At 70.8% G+C, this 14,805-nt stretch carries 9 protein-coding genes; 8 read left to right on the top strand and 1 reads right to left on the bottom strand.

Annotated features, from left to right (window positions below):
- The first annotated feature begins 50 nt into the window (after window positions 1-50).
- The 3 genes from O9Y01_RS11245 to O9Y01_RS11235 all read left to right on the top strand — a co-directional run bounded on the left by O9Y01_RS11245 (window position 51) and on the right by O9Y01_RS11235 (window position 9,454).
- Window positions 51-7,034: an Hpt domain-containing protein gene (locus O9Y01_RS11245; protein ID WP_269631680.1), complete on the top strand. Its 6,984-nt coding sequence runs from the start codon at window positions 51-53 to the stop codon at window positions 7,032-7,034.
- 74 nt (window positions 7,035-7,108) lie between these two features.
- Entirely contained in the window at window positions 7,109-8,149 is a 1,041-nt protein-coding gene (locus O9Y01_RS11240) for a GGDEF domain-containing protein (protein ID WP_269631679.1), read from the top strand.
- Between the two features lie 252 nt (window positions 8,150-8,401).
- Window positions 8,402-9,454, top strand: a complete 1,053-nt coding sequence (locus tag O9Y01_RS11235) for an alpha/beta hydrolase family protein (RefSeq protein ID WP_269631678.1) — start codon at window positions 8,402-8,404, stop codon at window positions 9,452-9,454.
- A 6-nt stretch (window positions 9,455-9,460) separates the two neighbouring features.
- Here the strand turns inward: O9Y01_RS11235 and O9Y01_RS11230 are convergent, their stop codons facing one another.
- A complete protein-coding gene (locus O9Y01_RS11230; protein ID WP_269631677.1) occupies window positions 9,461-10,918 on the bottom strand; it encodes a cryptochrome/photolyase family protein in 1,458 nt (485 codons plus the stop codon).
- Between the two features lie 58 nt (window positions 10,919-10,976).
- Between O9Y01_RS11230 and O9Y01_RS11225 the strand changes: the two genes are divergently transcribed.
- The 5 genes from O9Y01_RS11225 to O9Y01_RS11205 are packed head-to-tail and all read left to right on the top strand — an operon-like array spanning window position 10,977 to window position 14,803.
- Window positions 10,977-11,555, top strand: coding sequence for a YqgE/AlgH family protein (locus tag O9Y01_RS11225; RefSeq protein ID WP_269631676.1), 579 nt, complete (start codon window positions 10,977-10,979; stop codon window positions 11,553-11,555).
- On the top strand, window positions 11,552-12,013 hold the full coding sequence (gene ruvX / locus O9Y01_RS11220) for a Holliday junction resolvase RuvX (protein ID WP_269631675.1): 462 nt from the start codon (window positions 11,552-11,554) through the stop codon (window positions 12,011-12,013). Before O9Y01_RS11225 ends, ruvX begins: the two co-directional genes overlap by 4 nt.
- Window positions 12,010-12,519, top strand: coding sequence for a bifunctional pyr operon transcriptional regulator/uracil phosphoribosyltransferase PyrR (gene pyrR, locus O9Y01_RS11215; RefSeq protein WP_269631674.1), 510 nt, complete (start codon window positions 12,010-12,012; stop codon window positions 12,517-12,519). The genes ruvX and pyrR overlap by 4 nt, the downstream gene beginning before the upstream one ends.
- Before the next feature lie 5 nt (window positions 12,520-12,524).
- Window positions 12,525-13,481 carry an aspartate carbamoyltransferase catalytic subunit gene (locus O9Y01_RS11210; RefSeq protein ID WP_269631673.1) on the top strand — a complete coding sequence of 319 codons (957 nt, stop codon included), beginning with the start codon at window positions 12,525-12,527 and terminating at the stop codon, window positions 13,479-13,481.
- A gap of 14 nt (window positions 13,482-13,495) precedes the next feature.
- Window positions 13,496-14,803, top strand: coding sequence for a dihydroorotase (locus tag O9Y01_RS11205; protein WP_269631672.1), 1,308 nt, complete (start codon window positions 13,496-13,498; stop codon window positions 14,801-14,803).
- The last annotated feature ends 2 nt before the right edge of the window (window positions 14,804-14,805 follow it).

The raw sequence follows: 14,805 nt of genomic DNA, 5'->3' as shown, positions 1-14,805 counted from the left end.
TCGCCCTGCAGCCCTCAGCAAAACAACAGATCTAGAAGGCAAGACCCGGCATGGATTTCCCGCGCGATTCGGAGTTCCCCGCGGACCTCAGCCCCCTGGCCTGGGTGCAGGAGGAATTGCGCCGCTCCCTGGAGTCCGTGCACAAGACCCTGCGTCGTGTGCTGCGTGACAACGAAAGCCGCAGCACCCTGATGCTGGGTGGCGAGCCCCAGGGCCCGCACCAGCTGATCGAGGCCACGGCCGCCCAGCTGCATCAGCTGGTGGGTGTGGTGTCCGTGGTCGGTCTGCCGGCCGGTGCCAAGCTGCTGGGTGCCAGCGAGCGTGCGCTGCGTCATCTGGCCACCAGCCCCCAGAACCTGGACAGCCATGCCGTGGAGGCCTTCGAGCGCGCGCACTTTGCGCTGCTCTCGCTGATCACCCGCATGCTGGCCGGCAATGCCGTGTCCACCCTGGCGCTGTTCCCGGCCTACCGCGAGCTTTCCGAGCTGGCGCAGGCCGAGCGTGTGCACCCGGCCGACCTGTGGCACCACGAATGGACCTGGCGCGAGGTCTCGACCTTCCCGCCGGTCTCCGGACTGCGCCCGGATGCCGTCCGCAACGTCTTCGAATCCGCCCTGCTCAAGCAGATGCGCGCGCCGGCGCCCAGCCATGCGCGCCTGCTCAGCGAGCTCTGCGCCGGCCTGGGCGCTTCCGCCCCCGACCTCCAGTCCCGCACCTTGTGGCGCCTGGCCTCGGCCCAGTTCGAGGCCCAGGCTCAGGGCCTGCTGCAGACCGACAACTACGCCAAGCGCCTGGGCTCGCGCCTGCTGTCCCAGCTGCGCGCCGGCAGCGGCGGCGAGGTGAGCGTGTCCGACCGTCTGGGTCAGGACCTGCTCTTCTTCTGCGCACAGGCGCGCAACCCCGCACAGTCCAGCCAGGCGCCGCGCCTGCACGCGGTGCGTGCGGCCTATCACCTGGAGTCCGCAGCCTCGGGCGACTACGAGGACCAGAGCCTCGGCCGCATCGACCCGAACTGGGTGGCGCAGGCCAAGCGCCGCGTGCATGCCGCCAAGGAGGGCTGGTCCGCGGCCGCCGAGGGCGAATCGCACCGCCTGGGCAGCCTCAGCGAGCAGTTCACGGCACTGTCCGAATCCCTGGCCCAGCTCTTCCCCGAAGGCGCCGTGCTGGGCGAGGTGCTGCAGCGTGCCGTCGTGGCCACCCTGCGCTCGAACCAGCCGCCGGCACCCCATCTGGCCATGGAAGTGGCCACCGCCATCCTCTACATCGAAGCCGCGCTGGAAGACGCCGCCTTCGATCAGCCCGAGCAGGCCGAGCGCGTGCGCGTGCTGGCCCGCCGCATTTCCGCGGTGGCCCGTGGCGAGGCGCCCGAAGAGCTCGAGGCCTGGATGGAGGACCTCTACCGCCGGGTCTCCGATCGGCAGACCCTGGGCAGCGTGGTCCATGAGCTGCGCGCCAGCCTGACCGAGATCGAGCGCCAGATCGACGAATACTTCCGCGACCCCGCCAAGCGCGAGGTGCTGATCCCCGTGCCCAACCAGCTGCAGAGCATGCGTGGCGTGCTGAGCGTGCTGGGCATGGACCAGGCCGCGCTGGCCTGCGTGCGCATGCGTGACGAGATCGACTCCCTCGCCAACACCGAGGTCGATCCCACCCTGCCGGGCCCGCAGGAAATCTTCGATCGCCTGGCCAACAATCTGGGTGCCCTGGGCTTCCTCATCGACATGCTCAGCGTCCAGCCGCAGCTGGCCAAGCGCATGTTCCATTTCGACGAGGCCACGGGCAGCCTGAACTCCGAGGTCCGTCGCCAGAAGGCGGCGCCGGTCTCGGTGCCGAATTCCGCCGACCTGCTGAGCCAGGTCCAGGCTGCCGCCGCGGCCGTCGCGGCTGGTGAGATCCCGGCCGAGGACCTGGCCCGCAGCCTGGAACGCATCGCCCTGCAGGCCCGCGCCGCCGACGAGGTCTCCGTGGCCGAAGCCGCGCAGTCCGCCAAGCAGATGCTGGACGCCGCCCGCCCCGAGGCCTCCGGTGGTGCCGAGGCGCCGGTCGAGGCCGGGGAGGCCCGTGCCCAGGCGGCGCAGTCCCTCAACGAGCTGGTGGCTGCCCGCACGCCTGTCGTGCCCGAGCTGCCGCCGGTGAGCGCCCCCATTCCCGAAGACCCGGCCGCCCTGGACCAGGAAATGCTGGAGATCTTCCTGGCCGAGGCCGAGGAAGTCTGCCAGACCGCCCGCGAGGCCCTGCAGGCCCTGGGCGAGCAGAGCCAGAACCTCGAGCACATGACCACGGTGCGCCGTGCCTTCCATACGCTCAAGGGCAGCTCGCGCATGGTCGGGCTGAACGAGTTCGGCGAAGCCGGCTGGGCCTGCGAGCAGCTCTACAACGCCCGCCTGTCCGAGCAGGCCGGTGCCGACCGTGCGCTGCTGGAGTTCACCCACCAGGCCCTGGACTACTTCGACGCCTGGGTGTCCGACATCGCCGACCAGCGCTTCGGCCGCCACAGCGCTGCGCCGCTGCGCCTGAGTGCCGATTCCCTGCGCCTGCGCGGCGAGTTCCTGCCGATCAGCAGCGCCAGTGCCGAGGCTCCCGAGCCCGAGCTGGTGGTGCCCGCCGAGCTGCCGCCGGCCTTCGAGGTGACCGAGGTCAACCCCGAGCTGGTGCCGGAGCCCGAGCTGCTGCCGGAGCTGTCGCTGGATGCCGTCGAGCCGGCTGCCGAAGCCCCGCTGGAGATGGCCGCGCCGCTGGAAGCCGCGCCCGCGCTGTCCCTGGACCTGCCCGCGGCCGAGCCGCTGGAGCTGCCCGAGGCGATGGAAGTGCCGATGGAGCTGCCCGAGCTGGGCGAGGCCCTGTCGCTGGATGCGCTGCCCGAGCTGGGCGAGGTCATCGAGATGCCGGTGCTCAGCGAGGAGGCCCTGCCCGGTGCCGTGCCCGAGCTGTCGCTGGATGCGGCCCTGCCGGACACCTCCGGTCCCGCCGAACCCGAGCCCCTGGCCACCGAGCCCATGCCGCTCGAGGCGGCCCTGCCCACGCCCCCCGAGGCCCTGGAGCCTCTGGCCCTGAACCTGGATCTGCCTTCCGCCGAGTTCAGCACGGAAGCCGCGCCCGAAGACGAGGTCGACAGCACCCTGCGCCTGGGTACCGAGGACCTGCCTTCGGCCACTGGCCTGGACGAGCCCCTGCTGCACCTGGATCTGGAAGTGCCGCTGGACACCCTGGAGCCGGCCGCTGCGGTCGAGCCCTCGCTGGACCTGGCGCTGATGGAAGACCTGGGCGAAGTGGCCCTGCCCGAGCCCGAGCCCGAGCTGCAGACCCTCAGCCCCGACGAAACGCCCACGCTGGCCCTGCCGGTGGTCGAGCCTCAGGCCTTCAGCGACGAAGCCCTGCCGGCCTTCGAGCTGCCCCTGGCCGAAGCCACCGAGCTGGCTGCCGAGCCTCTGCAGGCGGCCGAGGACGCCGCCCTGCCCACGCCCGACATCGAAGTGCTGGAAATGCCCGCTCTGCTCGATGCGGGCGAGGCGGTGGCGCTGGCCGCTCCGGAAGTGCCGGAGGCCTCGCCGCTTGAGGTGCCCGTCGAACTGCCTGACGAGCTGCCGGTCGAGTTGCCGCCTGAGCTGCCACCTGAGCTGCCGGTCGAGTTGCCGCCCGAGCTGCCGGTCGAGCTGCCTGTGGAAATTCCCGAGGAGCTGCCGGCCACGCCCCAGCTCACCCTGGTCAGCGACCAGGGCCAGTCCCTGGCCGCCGAGGACCTTGCGGCCGAGGAGGCCGGTGACGCGCAGAGCGACGACGAAAGCGTCAAGGTCATTGGTCCGCTGCGCATCAGCATCAGCCTGTTCAACATCTTCCTGAACGAGGCGGACGAGCTCTCGCGCCGCCTGGGCACCGAGTTGTCGGAGTGGTCGCTGCAGCTGAGCGACACCGTGCCGGCCGCCTGCGAAGCCCTGGCCCACAAGCTGGCCGGCAATGCGGCCACGGTCGGCTACGAGGAACTCTCGGACCTGGCCCGTGCCCTGGAACATGCGCTGGAGCGCGCCGCCCTGGCTGGCCGCTACACCGAGACGGACGCCGAGACCTTTGTGCGCGCCGCCGAGGACATCCGCCGCCTGCTGCACCAGTTCGCCGCCGGTTTCCTGAAGCCGGTGGAGCCGGGCCTGATCGAGGCCCTGCAGGCCTACGAGCCCCTGGACCGCCGCGATCCGCTGGCCGACGCCACGGACAGCGACTATGACCAGCTCGCCGCCATGGTCTCGACCGAAGAGCTGCAGGCCGATGCGGCCGAGCTGTCGGCCGAGGCGCTGCCGGCCCTGGACGAACTGCCCGCCGAGCTGCCCGCGGCCCCGGCTCCCGCACCTGCCGCCGCACCTGCCGCCGAGGAATTCCCGGTGGGCGAGGTCGATCACATCGACGACGAGCTCTTCCCCATCTTCGAGGAAGAGGCCGACGATCTGCTGCGCAGCCTGCATGCCGCCATGCGCGAATGGCAGGCCGCCCCGGGCGACCCCAGCCGTGCCGCGGCCTGCATGCGTCATCTGCACACCTTCAAGGGTGGTGCACGCCTGGCGGGTGCCATGCAACTGGGCGAGCTGGCCCACCAGCTGGAATCGTCCATCGAACGCGTTCTCGCCGATGCCGGCCTCGATGCCGGCAGCGTGATGGCCCTGCAGGACGATGCCGACGGCCTGGAAGCCGCCTTCGAGCGCCTGCGTGAACGCCTCAAGGGCGGTGGCGCGGCCCCGATGCCGGCTCCCGCTCCCGTGATGGCCGCTGCCCCGGCCGTGCCCGCGGCGCCTGTTCCCCCGGTGCCCGTGCCCGAGGTGCAGAGCCCCAGCGAGTCCGTCGAAGTGGTCGAAGCGGTCGAGGTTCCGCTTGCCGAGACTGTCCTCGGCAGCCCGGCCCCCGCCGAAAGCCCAGACCAGGCCCCGGCCGATGCCCTGGCCGTCGACGCCCTGGCGCCGGAACTGGCCGAGCCTGCCCTGCCGAGCGAGCCGGTTCCCGCCGCCGACACCCTGCTGCCCGAGGCCGCCGCCGAAGCGCTGCCCGCGGTCGAGCCCCTGTCCGAGGAGCTGCTCTCCGCCTTTGGCGAGCTGCCGCCGGTGGTGGCAGCGCCGGCCCCCGCGCCGGTGGTCAGCAAGCCCATCGAGTGGGCGCAGTTCGCCGCCGGCAAGGAACTGGAATCCGACAGCGCCATGCTGTCCCAGGCCCAGTCCGTGGTGCGCGTGCGCGGCCCGGTGCTGGAGCGCATGGCCACGCAGGCCGGTGAAGTCTCGATCCGCCGCGCCCGCCTGGAAGGCGAACTCGGTGCGATGAAGACCGCCCTGGTCGACCTGGAGGACAACCTGGAGCGTCTGCGCGCCCAGCTCCGCGAGCTGGAAGTGCAGGCCGAAGCCCAGATGGGCTCCAGCCGCGAGGTGGCCAAGCAGCTGGGCCGTGACTTCGACCCGCTGGAATTCGACCGCTACACCCGCTTCCAGGAACTGACCCGCATGATGGCCGAGTCGGTGAACGACGTGGCCACGGTGCAGCGAAGCCTGCTGCGCAATGTGCAGCTGGGTGAAGATGAACTGGCCGGCCAGTCGCGACTGACCCGCGAGCTGCAGGACGACCTGCTGCGCACCCGGATGGTGGAGTTCGAGTCCCTCGCGGAGCGTATGCACCGCGTGGTGCGCCAGGCCTCCCGCGAGGTGGGCAAGCAGGTGCAGCTGGAGATCTCCGGCGGCCATGTGGAACTGGACCGTTCCGTGCTGGAGCGCCTGATCGGCGCCTTCGAGCATCTGCTGCGCAACAGCGTGATCCACGGCATCGAGTCGCCCGAGAAGCGCGAGGCCGCCGGCAAGCCCGCCGTTGGCCACATCCATGTGATGCTGGCCCAGGAAGGCAACGAGGTCGTGCTGCGCTTCACCGACGACGGCGCCGGCCTCAACCTGCCCCGCATCCGCGAGCGCGGCGTGAGCCAGGGCCTGATCAAGCCGGACGCCCAGCTCACCGACGAGCAGCTGATGGGCCTGATCTTCGCCCCCGGCTTCTCCACCGCCCACGAGGTCACCGAGCTGGCCGGCCGTGGCGTGGGCATGGACGTGGTCCGATCCGAGGTCAACACCCTGGGCGGCTATGTCGAGACCCAGAGCCGCGAAGGCATGGGCACCAGCTTTGCGCTGCGCGTGCCTCTGACCACCGCGCTGACCCAGGTCGTGCAGCTGCGTTGCGGCGAGCTGATCGTGGCCGTGCCGGCCAACCTGATCGACTCCGTGCTGCGCCTGCCGCCGCCCCAGGTCGAGAAGGGCTACGAAGACGGCGAGCTGCGCCTGGGCGAGATGACCGTGCCCATGTACTGGCTGGGCGGCCTGCTGCAGGCCGGCGAGCGCGGGCACATCCATGGCCGCACCGCCTCGGTGGTGCTGGTGCGCAGCGCCCACCAGCGCGTCGCGCTGCACGTGGACGAAGTGATCGGCAACCAGGAAGTCGTGGTCAAGAACCTCGGCCCGCAGCTGATCCACGTGCCGGGTCTGGCCGGCATCAGCCTGCTGGCCTCGGGCGACGTGGCCCTGATCTACAACCCGGTGGCCCTGGCCAACGTCTACGGCGAGCATGCGCAGGCCCTGGTCCGCGCGGATGCTGCCGCCCTGGCGGCCCAGGCCTCGGTGGTGGTCGAGGAGAAGCTGCCGCCGCTGGTGCTGGTGGTCGACGACTCCCTGACCGTGCGCCGCGTCACCCAGCGTCTGCTGGAGCGGGAAGGCTATCGCGTCAAGCTGGCCAAGGACGGCCTGGATGCCATGGAGCAGCTGGCCGCGGACGAACTGCCCGGCGTGGTGCTCTCCGACATCGAGATGCCGCGCATGGACGGCTTCGACCTGGTCCGCAATCTTCGCGCCGATCCGCGCCTCAAGGCCTTGCCGGTGATCATGATCACCTCGCGGATTGCGCAGAAGCATCGCGACTATGCGCACGAATTGGGAGTCGACGACTATCTGGGCAAGCCCTATGACGAGGACCTGCTGCTGAGCCTCATTGCTCGCTACACTGCCGAGGAAAATGCGGCCGCCTGATGCCAGGCTGCCCTTGACCTCAAGTTCCTCGTTTCCTGAAGGCCTCCGGGCCCGGAGCGTCCTGACAGGCCGTCATGTCCGAAGTCGTTGAGCATCTGGCAGAGTTGACCGGGTTCCGGGACCGGGACGTCATGGACGTCACCCTGGTCTCGGCCCTGCGCGACCTGCTGGAGCCGGTCTCCGTGGCCATCTACCGCTGTGTGGGCGAGCCCGGCCAGCAGCGCTGGCTGACCCGGGCCCGCCTGGCCGCCGACGACGCCGTGGCCACCGCCGATTCCCTCTGGACCGAGCCCGGCCGCCTGCCCCTGCTGGAGGCCTTCCCGCAGCGCCATCTGTGCCTGGACAGCCGCACCATCCTGCAGAGCGAGCTGGAGGACGGCCACCACGAGACGCTCTTCCCGCTGCAGACCGACCGCGAGGTCATCGGCGTGCTGGAGGTGCGTTCCCTGGAGCTGCTGACGCCGTCGGAGCAGCGCACGGTGGGCAGCATCCTGCGCATCTATCACAACTTCCAGGGCCTGCTGGACTACAGCGAGCGCGACACCCTCACCGGCCTGCTCAACCGCAAGACCTTCGACGAGAGCTTCCTGAAGGCCGTCAGCGAGCTGCCCCTGAGTCCCAGCAGCGTGCAGGCCGAGGATGGCCGTCGCCATGAGCCCGCCCATCCGCACTGGTGGCTGGGCGTCATCGACATCGACCACTTCAAGCAGGTCAACGACCGCTTCGGCCACCTGATCGGCGATGAAGTCCTGCTGCTGCTGTCTCGCCTCATGCGCAACAGCTTCCGTTTCAATGACCTGCTCTACCGCTTCGGCGGCGAGGAGTTCGTGGTGCTGATGCGCTGCGCCGACGAGCAGGATGCGGCCCACGCCTTCGAGCGCCTGCGCCACAACACCGAGGCCTACGGCTTCCCGCAGATCGGTCACATCACCGTCAGCGTCGGCTTCACCGAAGTCCGTGGCGGCGACACCCCCGCCAGCGCCTTCGAGCGGGCCGACAAGGCCGTCTATCACGCCAAGTCTCACGGCCGCAACCAGGTCCACAGCCATGCGGAGCTGGTCCGGGTGGGCGAGATGAAGGAACAGGAACAGCACAGCGACATCGAGCTGTTCTGAGCCTGCAGGAAGGCCTCCCGGGCCTCTGTGCGACATCCTTTCCGGCCGGCCTCCTCAAGGCGGGCTGACGTCCCCCCAAGCACGCCTGCAGGCCATGGATGCCGCCTGAACTCGGCCTGATTCCACGCCGCGAGCCGCTGCAAGCCCCATGACCTTCGGCGCTGCGGCGCCCCCGCTGTCAAGCTGGCGGACCGTTGGGTGGCCGGTGTCTGGGCTGCCGCGGCAGGGAGTTGGAGCATGAGCGTGCGGGCTTTGAAACCGGGAATTCGGCGGCTGCTGGTTGGCGTGTCGGTCGTGGCGGCCCTGCTGGGCGCCTGGGGCGCGCAGGCCTGGCATCCGGAATCACGCCATCCGGCGGCGGCCGAGGCGCAGGCCGCCGGCGCTTCGGCGGTGGGCCTGGGGCGGGCGGATGTCGCCGCGCTGCCGGGTGTCCAGACCCTGGACTTCGACTGGACGGACGCCAGCCGCGGCCGCGCCGTGCCCGTGCGGCTCTACTGGCCGGAGTCCGCCTCGGCGGGGGCGCCCGTCCCGCTGGTGGTCTTCTCGCATGGCATCGGCGGCTCGCGCCGGGGCTACAGCTATCTGGGCGCCTTCTGGGCCTCGCAGGGCATCGCCGCCCTGCACGTGCAGCATGTGGGCTCGGACCGCAGCCTGTGGTCGGGCAATCCGCTGCAGCTGGTCGGGCGCCTGCAGGGCGCGGCCCAGGAAGACGAGGCGCTGAACCGGGTGCGGGACGTCCGCTTCGCGCTGGACCAGGTCCTGGCCGGCGACCACGGTGCACTGATCCGCCGGGACGCCATCATCGCCGCCGGTCATTCCTACGGTGCCAACACCACCTTGCTGCTGGCCGGCGCGCAGGTGCAGCGCCAGGGCCAGGCGGTGGACCTGGCGGAGCCGCGGCTGCGCGCCGCCATCGTGATCTCGGCGCCGCCCTTCTATGGCGAGCCCGACCCGCAGCGCATCCTGGCCGGCGTGCGCGTTCCCACGCTGCATGTCACGGCCACCGAGGATGTCATCCGCATCCCCGGCTACTACTCGCCCGCCAGCGACCGCCTGCAGGTCTTCGAGGCCACCGGCGGGCCGTCCAAGGCCCTGGCCGTCTTCAAGGGGGGCTCGCACAGCATCTTCACCGACCGCAGCGGCACGGGCGGCGTCGAGCTCAACCCGCGGGTCAAGGCGGCCACGCGCGAGCTGACCCTGGCCTTCGTGCGCGAGGTGCTGGAGGGGGACGCCCGTGAGCTGCAGGCCTGGCCGCAGCGCCATGCCGCGCTGCTGAACCGCTTCCAGCCCGCCTCGCCGCCCTGAGGCCGCTCAGGCGTCCGGCAGCGCCCGCGACTTGACCACGGCGTAGCGCGCCAGGGTCGTGGCGCGGGCTTCGTCATGGCGCACGACGGGCGCCGGGTAGTCGCGCCCCAGCACCACGCCCGCGGCCTGCAGGGCCAGGGGCGGCGCCTCCCAGGGGGCATGGCGCAGCGCCGGGGGCAGGGCGGCCAGCTCGGGCACATAGCGTTCGATGAAGCGGGCCTCGGGGTCGAACTTCTCGCTCTGGCTGACCGGGTTGAAGATGCGGAAGTAGGGCTGGGCATCGCAGCCGCTGGAGGCTGCCCACTGCCAGCCGCCGTTGTTGGCGGCAAGGTCGAAGTCCAGCAGCTGCCGGGCGAAGTAGGCCTCGCCGCGGCGCCAGTCGATGCCCAGATCCTTCACGAGGAAGCTGGCCGTGACCATGCGCAGGCGGTTGTGCATGTAGCCCGTCTCGTTGAGCTGGCGCATGGCGGCGTCGACCAGCGGGTAGCCCGTCCGACCTTCGCACCAGGCCGCGAAGTGCGCCTCGGCCTCCGGGCCGCTGGCCCATTCGATGCGGTCGTACTCGGGTCGGAAGGCCTGCGTCACGACCTGGGGATGGTGGTGCAGCACCTGGTGGTAGAAGTCCCGCCAGATCAGCTCGGAGAGCCACACGCCCGCGCCCGCATCGCCCGCCTGCGCCCGTGTCCAGGCCTCGCGGGCCAGGTGGCGGATGGAGACCGTGCCGAAGCGCAGGTGCACGCTGAGGTAGCTTGGGCCCTTGAAGGCGGGGAAGTCGCGCTGCCGGTCGTAGCGGTCCATGCGGCCCAGGAAGTCCTGAAACAGGGCCTCGGCGCGCGCACTGCCGCCGCTGAGCAGGGGCGGCAGCTCCAGGGGTTCGAAGCCGATGCTGGCCAGGCCGGGCACGCCGCGCGCCGGGCAGGGCGCCAGGGCTGCGGCGTAGCGGTGGACCGGATAGCTGGAGAGGAAGAAGGGCGTGAGCTGCCGCAGCCAGGCGTTCTTGTAGGGCGTGAACACGCCATAAGGCTTGCCCTGGCCGGTCAGCACCTCGCTGCGCTCGAAGATGACGTGGTCCTTGAAGCTCAGGAACGCTCGGCGCTGCCGGGCCAGGGCCTGGCTGACCTGGGCGTCACGGGCCAGGGCGGCGGGCTCGTCGTCATGGTTGCAGTAGACGGCGTCCACCCCCAGCTCGGCGGCGAGGCGCGGGATCTCGTCGCGTGCGATGCCATGGCGCACCACCAGGCCGGCGCCCGGCTGCAGGGCGGCCAGCGCATGGTCCAGGGCTTCCAGGGACTGCAGGATGAAGGCCACGCGGCGGTCGCGGCGGGGCAGGGCGTCCAGGATCTCGGTGTCCAGCACGAAGACACAGACCACCTGGCGGCTGTACTTCAGGGCGTGGTAGAGGGCGGCGTGGTCCTCGGCGCGCAGGTCGCGACGGAACCAGACCAGGGATTTGTCGTGTCGCATGGGCCCGGAGTGTCCGCGATCAGAAGGCGGCCGAACAGCCAGCCCTTAAAATGCCCCCATGTCCAAGGACCGCATCGACCTGACCAACCAGTTCCTCATCGCCATGCCCGGCATGGCCGACGATGCCTTCGCGGGCTCCGTGGTCTACATGTGCGAGCACAACGAGAAGGGCGCGCTGGGCCTGGTGATCAACAAGCCCATCTCCCTGACCGTGGGCCATCTCTTCGAGAAGGTCGAGCTGGCCCTGCCCGATGAAGACCTGGCCGCCCGCCCCGTGTTCTACGGCGGCCCGGTGCAGACCGAGCGCGGCTTCGTGCTGCACGAGCGCCTGGACGAGCAGGGCGGCCACTACAACGCCACCCTGGCCATCCCCGGCGGCCTGGAGATGACCACCAGCCGCGACGTGCTGGAGGCCCTCAGCCACGGCGCCGGCCCGCGCAAGCTCCTCGTGACCCTGGGCTACAGCGGCTGGGCCGCCGGCCAGCTGGAGGAAGAGATCGGCCGCAACGGCTGGCTCACCGTGGACGCCACGCCGGAGATCATCTTCGAGACCCCCGTCGAGCAGCGCTACGAGCGGGCCCTGGGCCTGTTGGGCATCGACCCGCGCATGCTGAGCACGGAGGCGGGGCACGCATGAGCGCCGACCGCTCCACCTCCTCGAACGCCTCCCCCGCGCCCAGCGCCTCCACTGCAGCTTTTTCCGAACTTCCCCCGCCGGCCTCCCTGCTGGCCTTTGACTTCGGCACCCGCCGCATCGGCGTCGCCAAGGGCCATGTGATGCTCAAGCAGGCCGAACCCCTGCGCGCCATCACCGTCAGCGGCGAGGCCCGCTTCGAGGCCATCGCCCGGCTGATCCGGGACTGGCAGCCGGACGCGCTGGTGATCGGCGTGCCCTTCCATCCGGACGGCGCCGAGCACGAGATGACCCAGGCCGCGCGGCGTTTCGGGCGCCAGCTCAAGGGCCGATTCCGATTGCGCGTCTACGAGGTGGACGAGCGCTACACCAGCGTCGAGGCCGAGAGCCTGGGCGCCCGCGATGTGGACTCCACCTCGGCCGCCCTCATTCTTGAACAGTACTTCCGAGAGCATTCATGAGCACCTTACTCCTCGATGCCGAGGCCCTGTACGCCGATCTGCGCCAGGGCGTGCAGCGGCTGCTGGCCACCCGCCCACAAGGCGGGATCGCCCTGGTGGGCATCTGGTCCGGCGGGGCCTGGCTGGTCGAGCGCCTGGCCGCGGACCTGGCCCTGGACGCGCACGGCGTGATCTCCAGCTCCCTGCACCGCGACGACTTCGGCTCCAAGGGCATGAGTGCCAGCAGCGACCACACCCGCCTGCCCTTCGAGGTCAACGGCCGCCACATCGTGCTGGTCGATGACGTGCTCTACACCGGCCGCACCGTGCGCGCCGTGATCAACGAGCTCTTCGACTTCGGCCGCCCCGCCAGCGTGCAGCTGGCCGTGCTGGTGGACCGCGGCGGCCGCGAGCTCCCCATCGAGCCGGTCTTCTCGGCAGCCCGCGTCAACCTCGCCCCTGCCCAGCGCCTGCGCCTGGCCAAGGACGAAGGCGGCCGCTTCAGCTTTGATGTCAAAGGAGCCTGAGCCCCATGCTGTCCAAGCGCAATCCCCAGCTGAACACGCACGGCGAGCTGGTGCACCTGCTCTCCATCGAGGGCCTGCCCCAGGCCGTCATCCACCAGATCCTGGACACCGCCGGCACCTTCCTGTCGGTCAATGACCGCGAGGTCAAGAAGGTGCCCCTGCTGCGCGGCAAGTCGGTGTTCAACCTCTTCTTCGAGAACAGCACCCGCACCCGCACCACCTTCGAGATCGCCGCCAAGCGGCTCTCGGCGGACGTGATCAACCTCGACATCGCCCGCAGCTCCACCGCCAAGGGCGAGACCCTGCTGGACACCGTGGCCAACCTCTCGGCCATGCACGCCGACATGTTCGTGGTGCGCCACAGCGAGAGCGGCGCGCCCTACCTGATCGCCCAGCACTGCGCGCCGCACGTGCACGTGGTCAACGCCGGTGACGGCCGGCATGCCCACCCCACGCAGGGCCTGCTGGACATGTACACCATCCGTCACTACAAGAAGGACTTCCGCAACCTGACGGTGGCCATCGTCGGGGACATCGTGCACTCGCGCGTGGCCCGCTCCGACATCCATGCGCTGAACATCCTCGGCGTGCCCGAGATCCGCGCCGTGGGCCCCAAGACCCTGGTGCCGGGGGACCTGCGCGAGATGGGCGTGCGCGTGTGCCACGACCTGGAGTCCGGCATCAAGGACGCCGACGTCATCATCATGCTGCGCCTGCAGAACGAGCGCATGAACGGCGCCATGCTGCCCAGCACCGGCGAGTTCTTCAAGAGCTTCGGCCTCACGCCCGAGAAGCTGCAGCTGGCCAAGCCCGATGCCATCGTCATGCACCCGGGCCCCATCAACCGCGGCGTGGAGATCGCCTCCGAGGTGGCCGACGGCCAGCAGAGCGTGATCCTGCCCCAGGTGACCTTCGGCATCGCGGTGCGCATGGCCGTGATGAGCATCCTGGCCGGCAACTGAGCGGAGAACAGCAAGTGAAGATCCTGATCAAGAACGGCCGCCTGGTGGATGCGGCCTCGGGCCTGGACCGTGTGGGCGACCTGGCCATTGCTGCCGGCCGCATCGTGGCGCTGGGCGAGGTGCCCCCGGACTTCGACGCGCAGCGCGTGATCGACGCCACCGGCCTCGTGGTGGCCCCCGGCCTGGTGGACCTCTGCGCCCGCCTGCGCGAGCCCGGCCATGAGCACGAAGGCATGCTGGAGACCGAGCTGGCCGCGGCCGCCGCGGGCGGCATCACCAGCCTCGTCTGCCCGCCGGACACCGATCCAACGCTGGACGAGCCCGGCCTCGTCGAGATGCTCAAGTTCCGCGCCCGCAAGCTCAGCATGTGCCGGCTCTTCCCCCTGGGCGCGCTGACCCGCGGCCTCAAGGGCGAGCAGCTGACCGAGATGGCCGAGCTCACCGAGGCCGGCTGCGTGGGCTTCTCGCAGGCCGAGGTGCCCATCCGCAACACGCAGTTCCTGCAGCGCGCCCTGCAGTACGCGGCCACCTACGACTACACCGTGTGGCTGCATCCCCTGGACCCCTGGCTCTCGGGCGGCGTGGCCGCCAGCGGCGCCGTGGCCACGCGCCTGGGCCTCTCCGGCCTGCCGGTGACGGCCGAGACCATCGCCCTGCACACCATCTTCGAGCTGATGCGCGCCACCGGCGCCCGCGTGCACCTGTGCCGCCTGTCCAGCGCGGCGGGCGTGGCGCTGCTGCGCGCCGCGAAGCAGGAAGGCCTGCCGGTGACGGCGGACGTGTCCATCAACTCCCTGTGCCTGACCGACGTCGACATCGGCTACTTCAACACCGCCATGCGCCTGACGCCGCCGCTGCGCCAGGGCCGTGACCGCGACGCCCTGCGCACCGCGCTGGCCGAGGGCACGATCGACGCGCTGGTGTCGGACCACATGCCCGTCAGCGCCGACGAGAAGAACGTGCCCTTCGCCGAGGCCACCCCCGGCGCCACCGGGCTGGAGCTGCTGCTGAGCGTGGCCCTCAAGTGGGCCGAGGACGAGGGCCTGCCCCTGGCCCGCGCGCTGGCCGTGGTCAGCAGCGAGCCGGTGCGGGTGCTGGGCAATGCCCTGGGCTCGCTGTCGGCCAGCGCAGGCCGCCTGGTGGAGGGCGGCGTGGCCGATCTCTGCCTCTTCGATGCCGGCGCCCGCTGGGCCGTGGAGCCGGCTCAGCTGCTGAGCCAGGGCACGCACACGCCCTTCGCCTTCGAGGTCAGCGGCTTCGAGCTGCCCGGCCGCGTGAAGGCCACCGTCGTGGCCGGCACCCTGGCCTACGAAGGCCGCTGAGG

Origin of the sequence: Pelomonas sp. BJYL3, from assembly GCF_027257975.1 — a bacterium.
In the GTDB taxonomy this organism is placed as follows: Bacteria; Pseudomonadota; Gammaproteobacteria; order Burkholderiales; family Burkholderiaceae_C; genus Roseateles_B; species Roseateles_B flavus.
This window is presented reverse-complemented; position numbering and strand designations above follow the sequence as displayed.

What these genes read in the sequence shown, in the direction of transcription:
- O9Y01_RS11245 (WP_269631680.1), top strand. Translation starts at nt 51, where the DNA reads ATGGATTTCCCGCGCGATTCGGAGTTCCCCGCGGACCTCAGCCCCCTG.
- O9Y01_RS11240 (WP_269631679.1), top strand. Translation starts at nt 7,109, where the DNA reads ATGTCCGAAGTCGTTGAGCATCTGGCAGAGTTGACCGGGTTCCGGGAC.
- O9Y01_RS11230 (WP_269631677.1), bottom strand. Translation starts at nt 10,918, where the DNA reads ATGCGACACGACAAATCCCTGGTCTGGTTCCGTCGCGACCTGCGCGCC.
- O9Y01_RS11225 (WP_269631676.1), top strand. Translation starts at nt 10,977, where the DNA reads ATGTCCAAGGACCGCATCGACCTGACCAACCAGTTCCTCATCGCCATG.
- ruvX (WP_269631675.1), top strand. Translation starts at nt 11,552, where the DNA reads ATGAGCGCCGACCGCTCCACCTCCTCGAACGCCTCCCCCGCGCCCAGC.
- pyrR (WP_269631674.1), top strand. Translation starts at nt 12,010, where the DNA reads ATGAGCACCTTACTCCTCGATGCCGAGGCCCTGTACGCCGATCTGCGC.
- O9Y01_RS11210 (WP_269631673.1), top strand. Translation starts at nt 12,525, where the DNA reads ATGCTGTCCAAGCGCAATCCCCAGCTGAACACGCACGGCGAGCTGGTG.